The organism is Cobetia sp. 5-25-4-2 (genome assembly GCF_013374075.1).
Lineage (GTDB): Bacteria > Pseudomonadota > Gammaproteobacteria > Pseudomonadales > Halomonadaceae > Cobetia > Cobetia marina.
In genome coordinates, this window is sequence record NZ_BLWK01000003.1 from 393,101 (window position 1) to 411,527 (window position 18,427).

Below are 18,427 nucleotides of genomic sequence, written 5' to 3' on the forward strand. Positions count from 1 at the left end.
ATGCTCCTTGTGGTGATGGATATCATGGATCCTGCCATTCAACGCGTCATGGCTGCGCTGATACCCATTACCTTGGGCCACCCTGCGGGGTTTCAAGGGAGAAATTCATGTTTCGTTCATTGCCTGAATCCGCTGCTACCTCACTCGCTCAGCTGGCCGACTCCTCGATGGAGCCCCCCAGATGCTCAAGATCTTCCCCGAAGCCTTCCACGGTGTTGCAGCCTCCCAGCATCAGGCCGAACAGCAGAGCCGTACCGGTCATCATCATGAAGCGTCGCATGGGTATTCCTCTCTCAAGTGCCTGATCGCACGCAAGGTGTCGATCAGGCCGTCAGGCTCAGCTGGCTGCGTTGTCGATCTTGCCACCCAGGTGTTCAAGATCCTTGCCAAAGCCGGCCACCGTGTTGCAGCCCGTCAGGGCCACGCTGGCCACCAGCAAGGCGGCCATCATCAAGCGAGTCACTCGCATGTCATGCATTCCTGATCAATCGTCTCTGCCACTCTGACCTTCTTGACACTGGAAAGTGCCAATTCTCAGCGATTCACCAGCAGAATCTTGCCCAGTGCCTCGCCGGATTCGATCAATTCATGTGCCTTGGCGATATCGCGGAAGCTGAACTGATGCTCGTCCAGCAGCGGGCGAACCGCCCCGGCCTCCAGCATCTCGCTCAGGGCGTTGAGCAGCTCCGGCTGCTCATCCATGCCGATACCGGTCAGCAGCGGCACCGAGCGGAAGATGACGTGCAGCGACAGGTTCTTGGCGTGCAGCTGGGTCAGGTCGTGGGTCGAGCGGGTGTTGATGGAGCACAGCCGACCGGAGATCGCCGTGGCCTCGATGGAGCGATCCAGATTGTCACCACCGACGGTGTCGAAGACGAGATCGAAGCCACGCCCGGAGGTCAGGCGTGCCACGTAGTCACTGACCGCTTCCTCGCGATAGTTGATGATCTCGTCGGCGCCCAGCTGACGCGCCAGATCGGCCTTGGCCTCGCTGGACACGGTGGTGGTGACATGTGCGCCGAGATACTTGGCGATCTGCACCGCGACATGACCGACCCCTCCGGTACCGGCGTGGATCAGCACGTGCTCGCCTTCCTTGATCTGACCGCGCGAGACCAGCGCCGTCCAGGCCGTCAGGAACACCAGCGGCAAGGCCGCGCATTCTTCCAGGGTCAACGCCGCCAGGCTCGGGCGTTTCACGATCACACGGGTGTCAGCGATCATGTAATCCGCCAGTGCGCCCTGCCAGCCCTTCACGCCACCGGCGCAGCCCAGCACTTCATCGCCGACCGAGAAATCCGTCACGCCCTCGCCGACGGCGTCGATCACCCCCGCGACATCGCCATTGAGGATGGCCGGGAAGTCGGGGTGCGACTTGACCAGGCCACTGCGCAGCTTGGTCTCGATGGGATTGACGCTGGAGGCGGATACCTTGATGCGCACCTGACCTCGTGCCGGGGTCGGCGTGTCCAGCTCGCGCTCGACGAACACATCCGGGGCGCCGTATTGCTCGATGACCATGGCCTGCATGTGGGAAGACTCCTGAACAATGAGAAAGAAGCGACGCCCTGCCCGCACGGCGTCGTCATGAAAGTTGGGTGACACCGCGCCACGAAGGTGGCGCCATGTCGGCAATGACCCGAGCTTACTCCGTGTCATGCCTCAAATCAGCATCAGGTCAGCACCAGCTTGAGCACGATGAGGAAGATCACCGCCACCGTCAGCCACTTGACCCAACGCGCACCGGCAGGACTCATGTTGACCCGCGCACCGAGGAAGGCGCCGCTCATGTTGCCGACCGCCAGTACCAGGCCATAGGCCCAGCGCACCTGACCATCGAACACGAAGACCGCCAGCGCCGGCAGGGTATACATCAACACGATGAAGACCTTGAAGACGTTGACCTGGGTCAGATCGATCTTGAGCAACCGGTAGAGCACCACGATGAACAGCACGCCGACGCCCACCTGAATGAAGCCACCATAGAGACCGATGCCGAACATCGCCAGCAGCACGATGGGAGTGATGCGTTCCGGCGTCAGCTCACGGGTGTCGATGCGCGGCGTCGGCAGCAGCATCATGATCGAGCACACCACCATCACCACGATCAGTACACCCTCGAAGGCCTCAGCACTGATCCGGGTCGCCAGCCAGGCCCCCAGCATCGCGCCCAGCACGGCAGGCACGGCCAGTCGCCAGGCCACCCCCATGTTGTGCGCCCCCGCCTTGAGGAAGGTGCTGGTGGCAGTCGCACTCTGCAACGCGATCGCCACGCGGTTGGTGGCATTGGCCTGTGCGGGGGGCAGGCCGAGAAACATCAACAAGGGCAGCGTCAGCATCGAACCACCCGCCGAGAGCACATTGATGAAACCGGCCACGCCACCCAGCGCGATCAGCGCCACCACGCTGATCAGATCAAGGCCGCCTGCCAGCCCTGCCACATCACTTGTCATGCCGACATTCCTTGTCTTGCCGTAAAAGGGGGACGCGCTGCACCCACCTCGTCATTCAGAGCGCGCGATGCCCGACACACCCTCCTCGCAGGAACCTCGCGAAGGCAGGGATGCCGGGCATCGTGGGTGATGCATTGCGTCACGTCATGCAGGATTCAGGCACGTCTGCCGGAACCTGCCGGAACTCAGGAAGCCAGGGCTTCCTGACGGCCACTCTGGCGCACGCTGTAGGTCAGCACGCCCAGGAAGATGGCCAGCCCGGCAATATCATAGGTCAGCTGACCATGCGGCCACAGCATCAGCGCTCCCAGCGGGAACATCGCCAGACGCAGCCACCAGGGCAGTTCGTGCTCCAGATAGCCTTCCATGCCCGCCACGATAGCGTAGATCCCGAACAGCGCGAATACGAAGACCGTCAGCATCTCACCGATGTCACCGGAGATCAGCGGACTCCAGGCGAACAGCAGCGGCACGATGTAGAGCCCCTTGGCGATCTTCCACGCCATCAGGCCTGTCTTCATCGGCGGTGTCTTGGCGATGGCGGCAGCCGCGAAGGCGGTCAGGCAGACCGGCGGCGTGACGTTGGAGTCCTGGGACAGCCAGAAGATGATCATGTGGGCACTCACCAGTGCCATGGTCAGCACGTGCGGCGACAGCGCCTGCTCATACAGCTGGCTCTGGAAGGTATCCGGCACCAGCGCCAGCAGTTCACGTGCGGCGTCCATGCTCATCGGCGCGCCCAGCAGGTCCAGCTTGTCAGGTGCCGCCAGCATGAAGATGGCCTTGGCCTGCTCCGGCAGGTTGCCCGCCGCCAGCAGATCCACCAGCTGGGAGTGCGCGATCAGGTTGTAGAGCGCCGGGGCGGACAGCGTGCCCAGCACGATATAGGACGCCGTCACCGGCAGCCCCATGCCCAGGATCAAGGACGCCAGCGCGACCAGGATGATGGTGATCAGCAGGCTGCCACCCGCCCAGTCGGTGATCATCAGCGAGAAGGTGTTGCCGATCCCCGTGGTGGAGACGACATTGACGATCAGCCCGACGGTGATCAGCAGGATCGCCGTGGTGGTCATGTTGCGCACCCCGGCCAGCATCGCCTCGATGATGTCGCCGAGCTTCATCGGGTTCTTCGACAGCCACGAGGCCGCGATGACGGACAGGATCGCGATGCCGGCGGCGTAGGTCGGCGTGAAGCCGTAGATCAGTGCACCGACCAGCACGAACAGCGGTGCCAGATAGTGCCAGCCATCCTTGAGCACGTCCTTGAGGCGCGGGCCCTGCGGGTCATCCAGCGCCGTGGCGTCGGAGCGCTTGGCCTCGATGCGCACGAACATGGCGACAGACAGGAAGTAGAGCAGCGCCGGCAAGGCGGCCACGCCGACGATGGTCAGGTACGGCACCTGGGTATAGGACGCCATGATGAAGGCGCCCGCGCCCATCACCGGCGGCATCAGCTGGCCACCGGTGGAGGCGGCGGCCTCCACGCCTGCCGCGAAGCGCGCCGGGAAGCCGGCACGCCGCATCAGCGGGATCGTGATCACGCCGGTGGAGACGGTGTTGGCGACACTGGAGCCGGAGACCGAGCCCATCAGGCCGGAGGCGAACACGGCCACGAAGCCCGGGCCACCCTTGAAGCGACCCGCCGCGCAGCGCGCCAGATCGATGATGAAGTCACCCGCGCCGGACTTGACCAGGAAGGCGCCGAACAGGATGAACATGAACACGTAGGACCAGGAAATGCGCGCGATGGAGCCCAGCATCCCTTCGCCGCCGATGAAGCTTCTGAACAGCACCGTCTCCCAGGTCAGGCCCGGGAAGTTGAACACGCCACCGACATACTTGCCCCACCAGGCCACATAGGTCAGCGCGATCAGACACAGCACCGGGATGAACCAGCCGGTGGTGCGCCGCGCGAACTCGAGAATCAGCCCCACCGCGACGATGGAGACCACCCAGTCCGCGGTGGAGAACACGACCCCACGATCATAGAGCGCATCCTCGAAGCCGATCAGATAGAGACCGCAACCCAGTGCCGCCAGCCCCAGCATGACATCCACACCCAGCACCCAGCGCTTGGCACCATCACTGGACGGCGTCAGCATCGGGATGGTCAGCGCGCATAGCAGGCCGAACAGCCCGAAGTGCAACGCGCTCACCCACAGCTCCGACAGGGTCGAGATGGTGTTGAAGTACAGATGCGCCAGACAGATGACGATGGAAATCACGAACACGGCCCGCCCTAGCCAGGGCAGTTCCATGCGCCATGGCGCGGCTTCGACGGATTCATCGCGCACACCGGACAGGTCCGGCGCATCCGGCACGGCTTCAGTGGGACGAGAGGGCTCTGGCGAGCGGGAATCATGCATGGCGGTGCCTCAAGACGGGATCAGACAGCGATGGCGCGGCGGCGACGTGTGGCGTCAACCTGCGCCCGGGCTTGCGAGGAAATGCGGACTTGCTTCATCAATGACGTCGGTGACATCAGTGATGCATGGGCAGGCTTTGGCCTGGCAGAGGCTGCCTTGCGAAACGAAGGCGCAGCATGACGCCGGACCGGCACTGTCTTGTTGGACTGCACAGCCCTCACCGCGGCCATGGGCGCGCGATGAGGGCAGCGATGGAGCGGACTCAGGGGTGGGTCAGTCGGCGATCAGACGCTCAGGGATCTCGATGCCCTGCTCCTTGAAGTAACGCACGGCACCCGGGTGCAGCGGCAGCGGCAGACCCGCGATGGCCTTGTCGAGTGCCATGGCCTTGGTGGCCGGGTGGATGTTGTTCAAGAACGGCAGGTTCTCGTACATGGTCTTGGTGATCTGGTAGACGTCTTCTTCGGAGACGTCATCACGTACCACGAGGATGTTCGGCTGGGCGATGGTGTTGATCGCCTTGTCCTGGCCCGGATAGGTGCCAGCGGCGATTTCATACGGTGTCCACAGCTCGAACTGGGAATTGACCTTGGCCAGCTGCTCTTCGGTGAAGTCCAGCGTGGTGATCTCGTCACCGAGGTTGGCGTAGGCACGCGTCACGGCGGAAGCCGGTGCGCCTGCCGGAATGTTCATGCCATCGATGTTGCCGTTCTGCATCGCGTCGGCACTCGGGCCATAGCCCATGTAGGCCAGATTCATCTTGTCGGCATCGATGCCCAGCTGCTCGAGAATGAAGCGACCCGAGCCCTCGGTGCCGGAGTTCTTCTTGCCGATGGAGAAGCTCTTGCCATAGAAGTTGGTCATGTCCTCGATGGTGCCGGTCTTGACCTCATCGTTGCGTGCCACGAAGTGCTCGACGTTCTGCCACAGCATCGAGATGCTGCGCAGGTCCTTGTGCGCCTTGTTGACCGGCGGAGTGCCATTCCATGCCCAGGCACCATAGAGGCCCTGGATGATGCCGAACTGGGCCTGGTTCTCTTCCATCAGCTTGAGGTTCTCGCCGGAGCCGGCGGAGGAGATCGCGGACACCGAGATGCCGGCGGTCGGCTCGAGCTTGACCTTGATCAGCGTGGAAAGCGCCACGCCGACGGGATAGAAGGTACCGCCGGTGGTCGCGGTACCCATGATGTACTTGCCTTCCGCCTGGGCTGCGGCACTGAGGCCCAGAGAGGCAGCGATGGCGAGACCGAGGCCGGTCTTGAGGAACTGGCGCTTTTGCATGGAATGACTCCTTGGCGGGCCTGCCGGAACGCAGGCGAACCCTTATTGTTGGAATAGGCGAGACGTGGCGATAGCGGACGGGACAGCGAAGGTCAGGTCATACTGCCCAGCCTTGAGTGAAGACTAGCAAGTGTCGAGCAGGGGCGGTATTTGGCGATGGGGGCATTGCGCCAACGGCCGGCCGGCATGGCGCAAACCGAAAAGTGGCAGGATTCTGCCGATCTGGTCACACTGGAGACATTCAGACACCCGGCCTGGGGACACCCGTGACGGCCCCGCCGGCAGACGGACCGGCAGACCAGCCGAGGCCATTCGGGCGCGCCAGCCCCGCGACGACGAGGAACGACAATGAATGATTTCACCCTGCACCCGCAGCTGGAGGCAGACACTCACTTCGTGGCCGATCTGGCATTGTGCAGCGTGCGCCTCATGAACGATGCGCGCTATCCCTGGTTGATGCTGGTGCCACGCCGTGCGGACATTCGCGAAGTCTATGAGCTGGACAGCCATTCCCAGCACCAGCTGTGGCACGAGACCACCCTGCTCGGCGAGCTGTTGATGCAGCTCAGTGACGGCGAAAAGCTCAATATCGGCACCCTGGGCAATGTCGTGTCACAGCTGCATGTACACGTGATCGCCCGCAGCAGCGATGATGCCACCTGGCCCGGGCCGGTCTGGGGAGTGGGACGCCCGAAGGCCTATGACAATGAAGCGCTCACCACGCTGATTGACACGCTACGCATGAAGATCGCCGAGCTGCCGACCTATTCCTTCTAGCGCCCTGTTCAGGCGCCAACGACAACGGGGCCCAGCGGGCCCCGTTGTCGTGATGGGAAGGAAAGCCAGTCAGCATGACATCACTCGGACGCCGAGTGCCGGACACTGGATCGCCAGGCACCTGTCATGTGCCTGCTTCTGGTGTCTCGACGGCGGGGCGCGGAGCCACCAGAGACGCGGCGGGAGCGGCACGCAGCGGGGACGGCGCGCTCTGCGCCGCGCGCCCGAACGGCGAGGCACCGCGTCCGGTGGGAGAGTCCAGCGCCTTGAGACTGCTGGCGACCAGCAAGGCCCCGAACACGCTGATGACGATCCCGCCGAGCAGCCCGATCACCGCGGCCCACGGCCACTGGCGAAGCGCTCCGCCCGCTTCGCGCTTGCCGGTCAGACGCGCCGTGCCCGCCGCCAGACGCCCGCTGGCCTTCATCAGCAGCGTGGCCATCGCCACGCTGCCCACCGTCAGCGCGGTGCCCAGTGACATCGCCAGCACCGCCAGTACCCCGCTGCCGACCAGATTCAGCGCCAGCGCGGCCAGCAATACCAGAATCGCGCCGGAACACGGCCGCAGGCCGATCGCCAGCACCGCCATGCCCATGGTGCGCCAGTCGCCGCTGGCCTGCTCCGCCGTCACGCCATGCGCATGGCCGCAACCGCAGTCATGCCCGTGTGAATGATCGTGGCCGTGAGAGTGGTCGCGACCATGCGACGGCTCGAACGCCAGCTCCTGCATCGCTGGCGCTTCCTGTGTCGTCACGCTCTCTTCCATGCCAATGGTGGCGGGCGCCCTGAGTGCCCGCCACAACGCACGCGCGGCACGCCACAGCAGCAGCAGGCCCAACGCCAGTACGCCGACATGGCTGAGCAGAGTGACCTTCTCGACCTGCCCGAGCACCTCACGCCCGGCCCAGTCGAGCAGTCCCGCCCCCAGCCCCACCAGCACCAGCGCACTCACGCCCTGCAGCAAGGCCGCCAGCAGCGAGAGCCATAGCGCACGTCGCCGCGCGATGGGCTGGCTGGCCAACAGCGTACTGATCACCACCTTGCCATGGCCGGGGCCCGCCGCATGCAGCACTCCGTAAGTGAAGGACAGCCCGATCAACGCCCAGGGAGTGCCGGGGTGCGCGGCAAGCTCGCTCATGGCGCGCCCAAGCGAGCGCTGAAAACGCGATTGTTCAGCGAAGATCCAGCCCAGCGCCTCACCCCAGGCCTGTACCAGGCTCGGCCACAGGGCCATGCCCAGCACGATCAATCCGAATCCGAGGGCCAGCCACCCGGCCAGGCGTCGCCCTCGCGAAGAGGCCGGCTTGAGCAGGCCATCACGCATGCCCTTGAGGCTTTTGACATCCCCAAGCCCGGAGGTGTCCTTGTGCTCATCGCTCATCGAGACGCCTCACAATGGACACTGCCGACATCGGCGAAATACTGGCCAAGATCCATCGGCGCGGTGGCATTGATATCCAGCATCGAGGCCTCGGCGACCTTCTGGGGATCCGGGTCTGCCTTGGCGATCTTCGCCGTACAGTCCATCGGCACCTGCTGCGAGGACAGCCCCTTGATCACCAGCCCTTCCTGGACGGCGATCGCGTCCGGGTCATGCAGGATCTCGATGTAATAGGTGGGATCATAGATACGATAACTGAGCGTATGGCCGGCCATCGGCACGGGTTCGGCCAGAGGCAGTTCCATCTGGAAGGCGACGCGCTCCCCCTTGAGCCAGGTGGTCTGGCGTGTCGCCTCTCCCAGCGCCACCGGCGCTCCGTCACGCTGAACATGGGTGTAATAATCGAACTGGGAAAGATTGGCGAGGATCTCGCTGCCCAGCGCATCCAGGCGCTGCTCCATGCTGGTATCGTCCTGCAGGGCGGCCAGCTCCTGCCGCAGCGTCAGGCTATAGAAGGGGTCCAGCAACCAGTACTGACGCAATGCCACCGCCCGCCCCTGATCATCCAGGCGCAGGGTCACGCGCAGATCCACCCAGCCATGGGGATGGGCAAGCGCCGGTTGACTGACCATCAACGACGCGATGGCCAACATGCCGACCCACGCCCCCGTCAGCAAGCGCAGGCAACGACGCCAGGCGCGCGGAAACGATCGCGCATCATCGCGATGATCAACAGCAAGGGGCATGCAGACACTCCGGAAAGGCGAATACGAAGAAAAGCGAATGCCAGGCGTGGCACATCGTCGTTACCTTATAACATTCGGGGTCACGAACCACCCCTTCGACGCCAGACCGTCAATTTGATTCCCGAGCAGGCGCTCATTCCGATGCCCCGTCCGCACCATGACGAAAGTCATCACGCCGCAGTCCGTACTTGTGCATCTTGAGGTTGAGCGTCCGGCGCGGCAGGGCCAGTTCCTCCAGCACCTGGGCAATGTTGCCTCGGGCACGTGTCAGGGCCGCTCGAATCAGCGTCGCCTCGAACAACGCCACCTGCGCGGCAAGCCCGTCCGGGTCCTCCTCTCCCGCTTCCTGCCCGGTCGCCGGCGGCTCCTGCCCCTGTTCACCCAGCACGGTTCGCTGGCTGGCCAGCTGACGCAGCTGGGCAAGATTTCCGGGCCAGTCGGCCGCCATGAGGGTCGTCAGCTCGCCCCGGACGAAGGGCAGGTCAGGAACCTGATGAACGTCGGCGGCCTGGCGGCTGAAATGCGCCATCAACAACGGGATATCCTCGCGCCGCTCACGCAGTGACGGCGTGACCAGCTCGATCTCCGCCAGCGCATGCCCCCGCGTCAGCCCCAGCGTGCCGGAGGCCACCAAGGCCTGGACACTGCACTCGGCGCTGAAGACCACCCGCGGCGCGCGACGTCCGCCCTCGGGCTGAGCGTTCAGCCAGGCGTCCAGCCACTGCCACTGCTCACGGCTCAGGACGTCGACGCCATGCAGCAACAGGGTATTCATCTCGGGAGCGGCCTGAAGAGCCTCATCAATCGCCTCGGACAATACCGCGCCGCTCGACGCCATACCGACCAGAGCACGACATTCGACCTTCGCCAGCAACGCGGAGGCCGGCGATGTGCCGACGCGCTGGGCCTCTCCCTCCGCCGGCGCATGCTCGGCGAGTGCCAGCGCCGTGGTGGTCCGCCCGCTGCCCGACTCCCCCGTGATCCAGACGCGTGCCGGATGCCCCTTGAGCTCCAGTATCTGCTCGCGCAACTGACGTATCTTCGCGCTTTCACCACGTAGCAGACCGGCAAGCCCCCGCACGCTCAGGCGACGACGCAGCCGCTGGTTCTCATCGCTCAGCCGCCGGCCTGCCAGCGCCTGACGCAGCTTGAGCTCGAGCGCTTCCGGGTCAAAGGGTTTCTCGATGAAATCGCGCGCTCCGCCCTGCATGGCCGAGACCGCAGTGGCCACATCGCCATGCCCTGTCATCATCAGCACCGGCAGCTCCGGCGCCTCGAGCGTGAGCCGTGACAGCAGCGTCAGCCCATCCATGCCCGGCATGCGAATGTCACTGATCACCACACTGACCGGCTCGCCGGCGGCCAGCGCTTCCAGCAAGGCCTCGGCCCGCGGGAAGCAGCGCAGGTTGAGGTCCGCAAGTTCCAGCCACTGAGACAGCGATTCCCGCACGGCCGGGTCGTCGTCCACCAGCCAGATGGGCGCCTCGCGGGTCAGCTCATGATCCTGAGTCAGGCGCTCATCGCCCGTCTCGAAGGCAGCATCACTCATGGTCAGGTGCCTCCGGGGTCAGTCGAGTGGGTGTCGGGCTGCCCGCGTCATCAGGGGGCGTGCACAGCCACAGTTCGAAGTTGGCACCGCCCAGCGCACCCGGCGGGGCATCGTCCGAAAGCCGCAGGACACCGCCCAGGTCACGTGCCATGCCATAGCTCAGAAAGAGCCCCATGCCCATGCCGTCACCCACTTCGCGGGTGGTGGTGAAGGGGTCGAACAGGGTGGCCCGCAATGCCGGGTCGATCCCGGGGCCATTGTCCTCGATGCGCAGGCAACCGCCGGGCCGCCCCTCGAGCCAGGCAACCTCAGGCCAGGCCTGCCAGCTCAGCCGGATACGGGCGCCCCCGTCCAGGGTGCCATCGCGCTGCTGACCCTCCAGCGCATCCACGGCATTGCGGATCAGATTGGTGAGCAGCTGCTCGAGGCGCGCCTGCTCTCCCATCACCCGCACCTCTGGCATCAGTCCCTGCCGCTCGATCACGAGCCCCAGAAGCTCGCACCGCTCATCGAGCAGTTCCAGGGCGTACTCGATGCGAGGCACCAGTGCCAGCGGCGCTGGCGGCTGCTGACTGGCCGGCCGCACGAACACCCGCAACTGGCGGATCATGTCGCCCAGACGCTCGGCCAGTGCCGCGATACGCGTGAAATTGCCGCTCGCCGCTTCGGCGGCACGTGGCAGCAGCTCCGGGCGGGTCGTCGCCTGAGACACGCCACGCGCCAGCAACTTCCCGCCACTGGCGGCATAGGTGCGAATGCCGACCAGCGGCTGATTGAGTTCATGGGCAATGCCGGCAGCCATGGTGCCCAACGCCGCCAGCTTGCCCGCCTGCACCAGCTCGTCACGGGTGGCCTCAAGCTCGCGGGAGCGCTCGGCGACACGCTCCTCGAGACGCTCGTTGATCTCACGCATGACCACCGCCTCACGCCGGATGAGCCGCAGGCGCGCCTGACGCTCGCGCATCCACAGCGCCAGCATGCCCAGCCCCAGCAGTACCGCCAGCCCGGCCAGCATGGTGTTGCGCGCCTGTATATAGAGAGGCCGCAGCGGCATCAGAAAGTGCAGCTGCCAGGCCAGCGGACCACTGAACAGCGACTCATCCAGATAGCGCTGGCCGACGGAAGTCGAGGAGCGGGAAGACGCCTCTCCCGCCCCCAGCACCAGACTGCCGTCTTCCAGCGAGCGCGCCAGCGGGGAGAGCGGCGCCCCGCGGAATTGCTGCTGCGCCCGGATGTCGTCGAGAGCGGCGGGCGCGAGAGGTTCGAGGGTGCGGTATTTCCAGCTCCGCCGTGAGGCCAGCAGCACGACACGATTGGCATCGGCCAGCAGTACCGTTTCGCCGGCCTGGCGCCAGGTATCCTCCAGCGCCTCCAGCGAGACCTTGACCACCAGCACGCCCAGCGGCTGGCCGCCCGCCCCCGCCACGGGCGCGGATACGAAGTAGCCGGGGCGCCCCGTGGTATTGCCCACCGCAAAGAATTCCCCGCGCCCGCCCGCCATCGCATCCAGGAAATAGGGCCGGTAGGCGTAACGATGGCCCACGAAGCTGTCGGATTCATCGAAGTTGCTCGCGGCCAGCGTCACGCCGGAGGCATCCGTCAGGAAGATCGCGGCGGCGCCGGATTCCCGGGCCACACGCTGCAGGTGCCAGTCGAGACGATTGCCGGACTCGGCGACATCGGCCGTGTCATCGAAGGCAGCACGCACGCGCGGTTGTCGCGCCAGCATGGCGGGCAGCCACTGAAAGCGCGACAACTCCGCATTGAGGGTGCTGGCATAGAAGTGCAGCCGAGTGGCCGCATGCTGGCGTGCCTCACGCTCGCTGCGGGCGAACTCCCACTGCCAGAGCGCGAACAGCACCAGTACGCCGGCCAACAGGCTGGCGCCCAGTGCCAGCCAGGCCAGGCGCCGTCGTCGGTGCAGACTCAATCCCTCCGGGCGCAAGCGATCGGAAGATGCCCGACCGCGCCCCGGGGCATGGCGCGATGTCATGGGGTGCTGGCGATCATGGCGTGCCGATCACCGGCACGGTACGTGCGTTCAGCGCCACGGCCACGTCCACCAGCAGGTTGTCGAGTCGCCCCGGCGCGATCTCGGCGCCATTGCTGTCACCCGTCACGCTCAGACGAATCTGGCCGTTCACCTCACTCACCCAGGCGTCGAGAGTCAGCGGTGGTCTGGCGGCGTAGCTGGCATCCAGCCGCTCGAGATCCGGGTCTGCCCGCTCGATGATGAAGCCGCGCTCCGCAAGCGTGGTCATCAGCGTGACGAAGACCTGCCGGGAGGTCAGCGTGCCGCTGTCGGGCGCGATCACCGCGGTACGGGAGTCCGGCGCATGGGTCGGCTGTGTCATGCAGCCGCCCAGCGACAGCAGGGCGAGACAGGCCACCAGACGCAGGCAGCGAGGAAGGGAAGGATTCATCAGCGCACCTCTCGAGGATCACGGCCCGCCAGCGCGGCTTCCAGCTGACGTTCGATCTGTTGACAGCTCTCGCTGAGATTCTGTGGTCGAGCATCGATGACATACCCGCCCTGATTGATGACCTGCTCATCACGGATCACGCGCACTCGCTCGTCCGGTGCCACCAGCGAGATGCGCTCGAAGCTGATCGGGTCGTCCCGATAGACGTCATTGCCCACCCCGACACCGATGCCACGCCCGGCGGCCACGCCGTAGCCCACCGAGAACCCGATGCGAGAGCCGAAGGGCCCCTCGATGGCCCCGAGCCCCGGTTGGTCGACCTTGCGCTCCCCGGTCACCAGGCCCAGCGACAGCTCACTTTCGCGCACCTTGTAGCCACGGGCCTCCACGACCTCGGCGGCGGCGCGCAGCCACTGATCGGCATCGCCCTGACGCGGGAAGATGCAGGCCGCAGGCAGCGCTTCGCTGTCATGGGCAGATAGCGGGTCCTGACTCGTCAGCGTGGAACAGCCGCTCAACAGCAGCAGGCCCGAGATGAGCAGCCCCGTGCGAGACACCGCTCCGGCCTGCGGCGTTCGAGCGCTTGCCTCGGTCCGAGAGGGAGCTAAGGGAAGTCGAGAGAACATGCGAACGTCTCCGGTCAGCCATCTGACTTGGCGATCCATCACGATTTTCATCCGCGAGATGGCGCAAAGCCACTAGACTGACACTTAAGCCTTGTAGGATTTGTGCATAACTATAGTATCAAGCAGTAAAGGGGCCTGAATGCAGACGGTCTCATCTTAGCTCGCCACCACGCCAACGCCTACCTCATGCATGTTCCCGGGCGACGGCCAGTACCGGCTGGCACGACGCCTGACCCGCGATGCGCCAAGGCATCAGCGTGCCGGAGCGCTTTCGTCCCCATCGCATTTCCATGGCCTCATCATCGGTTACACATGGAAACGATATGGCGCGGACAACTCACGACGCCACAGGTTCAATAAGTTACCATTATCGTCGAACAGGCAATCAGGGAGAGAAATTTATGTCAGAAAATGCCGACCAACCTACGGTCGCGAAGATCAATCCACCAGTCTTCTTCGGCTCCGCCGTGGTGATACTGGCGTTCGTGATCTTCACCGTATCCATGCCCGAGACGGCGAACGTGGTCTTCGGCCACGTCCAGACCTGGATCATCGATACCGTCGGCTGGTTCTACCTGCTGGCCATGGGGCTGTTCGTGGTCTTCACGCTGGGGCTCGCCTTCTCGAAATCCGGTGACATCAAGCTGGGGCCGGACCACTCCGAGCCGGACTTCAGCTACGGCTCCTGGTTCGCGATGCTGTTTTCCGCGGGCATGGGTATCGGCCTGATGTTCTATGGTGTCGCCGAGCCGGTCTTCCACTTCACCGCACCGCCCGTGGGCGATGCCGGTACCGTGGAAGCCGCTCGCGAGGCCATGAAGACCACCTTCTTCCATTGGGGCATCCACGCCTGGGGCGTCTATGCCGTCGTGGCACTGGCGCTGGCCTACTTCAGCTTCCGCCACAACCTGCCGCTGCGCATCAGCTCCGCGCTGTACCCGCTGATCGGCAAGCGCATCCACGGCCCGATCGGTCATGCCGTCGACATCTTCGCCGTCTTCGGCACCATGTTCGGGGTGGCCACCTCGCTGGGTCTGGGGGTGCTGCAGGTCAGCTCCGGTCTGCATTATCTGTTCGATATCGACAACAGCCTGACCACCCAGGTCATCCTGATCGCCATCATCACCGGCCTGGCGACCATCTCCGTGGTCATGGGGCTGGACGGCGGCATCCGTCGTCTCTCCGAGCTGAACCTCGGTCTTGCGCTGGCATTGATGCTGTTCGTGCTGTGCGTTGGCCCGACCATCTTCCTGCTGCAGACCCTGATCCAGAACATCGGTGGCTACCTCAGCGAAGTGGTCGACAAGACCTTCAACATGTTCGCCTACATCCCGGAAGACGGCCCGTCCGAGTGGCTGGGTGGCTGGACCCTGTTCTACTGGGGCTGGTGGATCGCGTGGTCCCCGTTCGTCGGCATGTTCATCGCACGCGTCTCGCGTGGTCGTACCATCCGTGAATTCGTCTATGGCGTGCTGTTCGTGCCGATGGGCTTCACCTTCATGTGGCTGACCTTCTTCGGCGACAGTGCACTGCACCTGTTGATGACCGACGCCGCTGGCAATCTGGCCGAAGCCGTCTCCGCGGATGCCTCCGTGGCACTGTTCAAGTTCCTGGAACTGTTCCCGTTCGGTAGCGTGACCTCCCTGCTGGCCACGGTGCTGGTGGTGACCTTCTTCGTCACCTCCTCCGACTCCGGCTCGTTGGTCATCGACATGCTGACCTCGAAGGAAGGCGATGAATCTCCGGTCTGGCAGCGCATCTTCTGGGCCGTGTCCGAAGGTTTCGTGGCCGTGGCGCTGCTGATGGCCGGGGGTCTCGGCGCACTGCAGACCGCCTCGCTGGCCTCTGCTCTGCCCTTCGCCATCATCCTGATGTTCGTCTGCTACGGCCTGCTCAAGGCACTGCGTCTTGAAGGCGTCAAGCAGCGCTCCATGCAGCATCTCAGCAACACGCCGGGGCATACCGCCGGTGGTGCACGCAGCTGGCAGAAGCGCGTCCAGACCCTGGTCGAGACGCCGCAGCAGAAGAATGTCGAGCAGTATCTGTCGGATGTCGTGACGCCGGCGCTGTCGGATGTCGCCAAGGAGTTCGAGGCACAGGGACTGGATGTGCGCGTCAACGACGAAGATGACCGCAGCTATCTGCAGGTCAGCCATGGCGACGAGATCGACTTCATCTATGGCGTACGTGTCCGCGAGTATGCGGCACCGGCCTTCGCGCTGCGCAACGTCAAGCGCAAGGGCACCAGTGACGTGGAGCGCCAGTACCGGGCCGAGGTCTTCCTGCGCGAAGGCGGCCAGACCTATGACCTGATGGGCTACACCAAGGAGCAGGTCATCGGTGATGTACTGGATCAGTACGAGAAGCACATGCACTTCTTGCACATGGCGCGCAACTGACGCCTGAGCGTTGCTGAAGTGATGACAGCTGCTGGTCTGGCTGTCGCAAAGGCCCCGCCCCGTGCGGGGCCTTTGCGTTTCTCACGGTCATGCCCCGGCAATGAACCGCGTGCTACCTTGCCGTGCCACCTTGAAAAGCGTCATCCTGAGCCGCATGTACCAGAAAGACGCTTGATCACGGATTCATCGTGAGGCACTGGATGGCTCAGTCATCCGATCATTCGCACCGGAACACGTCATAGCACCAGACGATCACGACGATGCAGCGAATTCGTTACTGCACGGCACCGTCACCCTCTACACTGGTGTCATCGACCCGGTTGCTCGGGCCTGGTGCCATGGACTTGGCTTCATGAACCTGAGGCACTCGAAGGTAAGGGATATCGCCTGCTTGTCCTCAGTGCCCGCGCCCTGCCTCACCACGTATTCCAACCACATTTCACGTCGCCCATTCTCAAGGAGAGTCTTCATGTCCACCGATACCAATGCCATTGGCCTGCATACTTCCAGCGCAACCCAGCTGGCGGAGCACCTCAATGTGCTGCTGGCCAACTACCAGACCTTCTACATGAACGCGCGTGGCTATCACTGGAACGTGAAGGGCAACCAGTTCTTCGAGCTGCACGTGAAGTTCGAGGAAACCTACACCGACCTGCTGACCAAGGTCGACGAGATCGCCGAGCGCATCCTGACCCTGGGTCACGAGCCGATGCACGCCTACAGCGATTACGCTCGCGTGGCGACCATCAAGGAAGACACCCATGTCAGCGATGGCACCGCTTGCGTCAAGGGTCTGCTCACCGGCTACAAGTCCCTGATCGAGCTGCAGCGTGAAATCCTCTCCGTCGCCTCCGATGCCGACGATGAAGGGACTGCCTCGCTGGTCGGCGACTACATCCGCGAGCAGGAAAAGACGGTCTGGATGCTGTCCGCCTACCTGGGCGAGTGATTCTGACCAAGACACCATCGCGTGTCTGACACTGCCGCCAGCGTGATCGGCAGGCCGTGAACGCCGCCTTCTGTCCCGTGCTTGCGCGGTGTCCGGAAGGCGGCGTTTTCGTGGGTCGGACACCATTCGAGGGGCAGACTCGAGAAGAACTTGAGCTCGAGAAGGACTTGAGCCCGAGAAGAACTTGAGCCCGAGAAGAACTTGAGCCCGAGAAGAACTTGAGCCCGAGAAGCACTTGAGCCCGAGAAGCACTTGAGCAAGAGGCGCAGGACCATGCTCGGAAGCGCATCATCACGCGACACGCAGGGTGGCTGCCAATCAGGCAGGTTGATCAGGCGTCATACCAGGAGGGTTGCATGTCACTGCCGCTGACACGTCTGCTACGCAAGTTGCTGCATGTGGCTGCCAAGCCCATGCGCCATGCCCAGGGCAAGGATGGTTGCGTCATCCATGCCTATCGTGGCTATGGCTCACACAATGAAGCCTTTCTGATGGGCCGCATCTTCCAGCAGCCCGGCTCGCGCAGTCAGCTGGCGCCCGGGGCCGGGCGCGACCTGATGGATGTCGGCCGCCGTCTGCTGCGCTGGGGCAAGGGCGGCGTGGAGGTGGACGTCAGCCTTGGCGGCAACCAGACCACCGTCGTCACCGACCGCGATGGCTACTTCAGCGTCCACCTGCCTCTGCTGTCGCCCTTGGCAGATCAAGGCCAATGGCAGACGGCACGGATCACCGCCCGGCCGCCGAAGCAGGCCGCTGTCGAGGGCGAGGCCCAGGTCTACCTGCCACCGGCCAGCACCCGGCTGGGCGTGATCAGCGATATCGACGACACCGTGATGTACACCGGTGTCGCCAACAAGCTCAAGATGCTCTATCGGCTGTTCATCGAATCCGCCGAGCGACGCACTGCCTTCCCGGGAGTCGCCGCGCTCTATCAGGCGCTCCACGAGGGCAGCGACGGTCAGCAGAGTCGCCCGCTGCTCTACGTCTCACGCGGCCCCTGGAGCATCTATGAGATGCTGGAGGTGTTCTTCCAGCACAACCGCATCCCGGTCGGCCCCATCCTGTTCCTGCGCGAATGGGGACTGACGCTGCAGCGCCCTCTGCCCAAGCGCTCGGAAGACCACAAGCAGGCGCTGATCGAGAAGATGCTCGACCTGTATGACGAGATGCAGTTCCTGCTCATCGGAGACAGCGGTCAGCATGATCCGGAGGTCTATGCCGATGTCGTGCGCCGTTACCCGGGCCGCATCTGCGCCATCTACATTCGCCAGATCGGTGACTCCGAATCGCGCAAGGCAGAGCTGGCCACGCTGGGCGAGGAGCTCTCCGCACTGGGCTGCGACATGCTGTTGAGCACCGACAGCCTCGACATGGCGCATCATGCACACGCCAATGACTACATCGATGCCGCAAGTGTCGAGATGGTACGTGCCGAGATCGAGCATCAGCGCGCCGAAGAGCCTGTCTGACCCACGAC

Annotated in this window: 16 protein-coding genes; 4 read left to right on the top strand and 12 right to left on the bottom strand. The window is 64.2% G+C overall.

Features of this window, described 5'->3' with window-relative positions; genetic code table 11:
* Positions 1–148 precede the first annotated feature (148 nt).
* The 6 genes from HXS65_RS09220 to HXS65_RS09245 form a co-directional block, all read right to left on the bottom strand.
* Complete coding sequence (locus HXS65_RS09220) at positions 149–280, bottom strand: entericidin A/B family lipoprotein (RefSeq protein ID WP_077378694.1); 132 nt, start codon at positions 278–280, stop codon at positions 149–151.
* 57 nt (positions 281–337) lie between these two features.
* Complete coding sequence (locus tag HXS65_RS09225) at positions 338–469, bottom strand: entericidin A/B family lipoprotein (protein WP_077378691.1); 132 nt, start codon at positions 467–469, stop codon at positions 338–340.
* A gap of 65 nt (positions 470–534) precedes the next feature.
* The gene (locus tag HXS65_RS09230) at positions 535–1,530 is read right to left on the bottom strand and encodes a zinc-dependent alcohol dehydrogenase family protein (protein WP_084209433.1); all 996 of its coding nucleotides are present in this window, start codon (positions 1,528–1,530) and stop codon (positions 535–537) included.
* A 143-nt stretch (positions 1,531–1,673) separates the two neighbouring features.
* Positions 1,674–2,453: a TSUP family transporter gene (locus HXS65_RS09235; RefSeq protein WP_077378685.1), complete on the bottom strand. Its 780-nt coding sequence runs from the start codon at positions 2,451–2,453 to the stop codon at positions 1,674–1,676.
* 185 nt (positions 2,454–2,638) lie between these two features.
* Positions 2,639–4,711, bottom strand: coding sequence for a TRAP transporter permease (locus tag HXS65_RS09240; RefSeq protein ID WP_218015072.1), 2,073 nt, complete (start codon positions 4,709–4,711; stop codon positions 2,639–2,641).
* 381 nt (positions 4,712–5,092) lie between these two features.
* The gene (locus tag HXS65_RS09245; RefSeq protein ID WP_176493711.1) at positions 5,093–6,100 is read right to left on the bottom strand and encodes a TAXI family TRAP transporter solute-binding subunit; all 1,008 of its coding nucleotides are present in this window, start codon (positions 6,098–6,100) and stop codon (positions 5,093–5,095) included.
* Positions 6,101–6,448: 348 nt separating this feature from the next.
* On the opposite strand from HXS65_RS09245, the gene HXS65_RS09250 reads away from it, so the two are divergent.
* Positions 6,449–6,877, top strand: coding sequence for an HIT domain-containing protein (locus HXS65_RS09250; RefSeq protein ID WP_077378676.1), 429 nt, complete (start codon positions 6,449–6,451; stop codon positions 6,875–6,877).
* 124 nt (positions 6,878–7,001) lie between these two features.
* Here the strand turns inward: HXS65_RS09250 and HXS65_RS09255 are convergent, their stop codons facing one another.
* From HXS65_RS09255 to HXS65_RS09280, 6 genes are all read right to left on the bottom strand, one after another.
* Positions 7,002–8,258 carry a nickel/cobalt transporter gene (locus tag HXS65_RS09255; protein WP_176493712.1) on the bottom strand — a complete coding sequence of 419 codons (1,257 nt, stop codon included), beginning with the start codon at positions 8,256–8,258 and terminating at the stop codon, positions 7,002–7,004.
* Entirely contained in the window at positions 8,255–9,004 is a 750-nt protein-coding gene (locus HXS65_RS09260) for a DUF1007 family protein (protein ID WP_077378670.1), read from the bottom strand. Before HXS65_RS09260 ends, HXS65_RS09255 begins: the two co-directional genes overlap by 4 nt.
* 133 nt (positions 9,005–9,137) lie before the next feature.
* A complete protein-coding gene (locus tag HXS65_RS09265) occupies positions 9,138–10,553 on the bottom strand; it encodes a sigma-54 dependent transcriptional regulator (RefSeq protein WP_176493713.1) in 1,416 nt (471 codons plus the stop codon).
* Positions 10,546–12,546, bottom strand: a complete 2,001-nt coding sequence (locus tag HXS65_RS09270; protein WP_176493714.1) for an ATP-binding protein — start codon at positions 12,544–12,546, stop codon at positions 10,546–10,548. The genes HXS65_RS09265 and HXS65_RS09270 overlap by 8 nt, the downstream gene beginning before the upstream one ends.
* 13 nt (positions 12,547–12,559) lie before the next feature.
* Positions 12,560–12,976: a hypothetical protein gene (locus HXS65_RS09275; protein ID WP_084209437.1), complete on the bottom strand. Its 417-nt coding sequence runs from the start codon at positions 12,974–12,976 to the stop codon at positions 12,560–12,562.
* Positions 12,976–13,602, bottom strand: a complete 627-nt coding sequence (locus HXS65_RS09280; protein WP_136939105.1) for a hypothetical protein — start codon at positions 13,600–13,602, stop codon at positions 12,976–12,978. Before HXS65_RS09280 ends, HXS65_RS09275 begins: the two co-directional genes overlap by 1 nt.
* A gap of 401 nt (positions 13,603–14,003) precedes the next feature.
* Between HXS65_RS09280 and betT the strand changes: the two genes are divergently transcribed.
* The 3 genes from betT to HXS65_RS09295 all read left to right on the top strand — a co-directional run bounded on the left by betT (position 14,004) and on the right by HXS65_RS09295 (position 18,419).
* A complete protein-coding gene (gene betT, locus HXS65_RS09285; protein ID WP_077378655.1) occupies positions 14,004–16,001 on the top strand; it encodes a choline BCCT transporter BetT in 1,998 nt (665 codons plus the stop codon).
* Positions 16,002–16,470: 469 nt separating this feature from the next.
* On the top strand, positions 16,471–16,950 hold the full coding sequence (locus tag HXS65_RS09290; protein WP_065392451.1) for a Dps family protein: 480 nt from the start codon (positions 16,471–16,473) through the stop codon (positions 16,948–16,950).
* A 356-nt stretch (positions 16,951–17,306) separates the two neighbouring features.
* A complete protein-coding gene (locus tag HXS65_RS09295) occupies positions 17,307–18,419 on the top strand; it encodes an App1 family protein (RefSeq protein ID WP_077378652.1) in 1,113 nt (370 codons plus the stop codon).
* Positions 18,420–18,427: the final 8 nt, after the last annotated feature.

Excerpts from the sequence above, each read along its gene's own strand:
- HXS65_RS09235 (WP_077378685.1), bottom strand. The coding sequence starts at position 2,453 with ATGACAAGTGATGTGGCAGGGCTGGCAGGCGGCCTTGATCTGATCAGC.
- HXS65_RS09230 (WP_084209433.1), bottom strand. The coding sequence starts at position 1,530 with ATGCAGGCCATGGTCATCGAGCAATACGGCGCCCCGGATGTGTTCGTC.
- HXS65_RS09295 (WP_077378652.1), top strand. The coding sequence starts at position 17,307 with ATGTCACTGCCGCTGACACGTCTGCTACGCAAGTTGCTGCATGTGGCT.
- HXS65_RS09220 (WP_077378694.1), bottom strand. The coding sequence starts at position 280 with ATGCGACGCTTCATGATGATGACCGGTACGGCTCTGCTGTTCGGCCTG.
- HXS65_RS09250 (WP_077378676.1), top strand. The coding sequence starts at position 6,449 with ATGAATGATTTCACCCTGCACCCGCAGCTGGAGGCAGACACTCACTTC.
- HXS65_RS09280 (WP_136939105.1), bottom strand. The coding sequence starts at position 13,602 with ATGTTCTCTCGACTTCCCTTAGCTCCCTCTCGGACCGAGGCAAGCGCT.
- HXS65_RS09265 (WP_176493713.1), bottom strand. The coding sequence starts at position 10,553 with ATGAGTGATGCTGCCTTCGAGACGGGCGATGAGCGCCTGACTCAGGAT.
- HXS65_RS09270 (WP_176493714.1), bottom strand. The coding sequence starts at position 12,546 with ATGACATCGCGCCATGCCCCGGGGCGCGGTCGGGCATCTTCCGATCGC.
- HXS65_RS09240 (WP_218015072.1), bottom strand. The coding sequence starts at position 4,711 with ATGGAACTGCCCTGGCTAGGGCGGGCCGTGTTCGTGATTTCCATCGTC.
- HXS65_RS09225 (WP_077378691.1), bottom strand. The coding sequence starts at position 469 with ATGCGAGTGACTCGCTTGATGATGGCCGCCTTGCTGGTGGCCAGCGTG.
- betT (WP_077378655.1), top strand. The coding sequence starts at position 14,004 with ATGTCAGAAAATGCCGACCAACCTACGGTCGCGAAGATCAATCCACCA.
- HXS65_RS09275 (WP_084209437.1), bottom strand. The coding sequence starts at position 12,976 with ATGAATCCTTCCCTTCCTCGCTGCCTGCGTCTGGTGGCCTGTCTCGCC.
- HXS65_RS09245 (WP_176493711.1), bottom strand. The coding sequence starts at position 6,100 with ATGCAAAAGCGCCAGTTCCTCAAGACCGGCCTCGGTCTCGCCATCGCT.
- HXS65_RS09255 (WP_176493712.1), bottom strand. The coding sequence starts at position 8,258 with ATGAGCGATGAGCACAAGGACACCTCCGGGCTTGGGGATGTCAAAAGC.
- HXS65_RS09260 (WP_077378670.1), bottom strand. The coding sequence starts at position 9,004 with ATGCCCCTTGCTGTTGATCATCGCGATGATGCGCGATCGTTTCCGCGC.
- HXS65_RS09290 (WP_065392451.1), top strand. The coding sequence starts at position 16,471 with ATGTCCACCGATACCAATGCCATTGGCCTGCATACTTCCAGCGCAACC.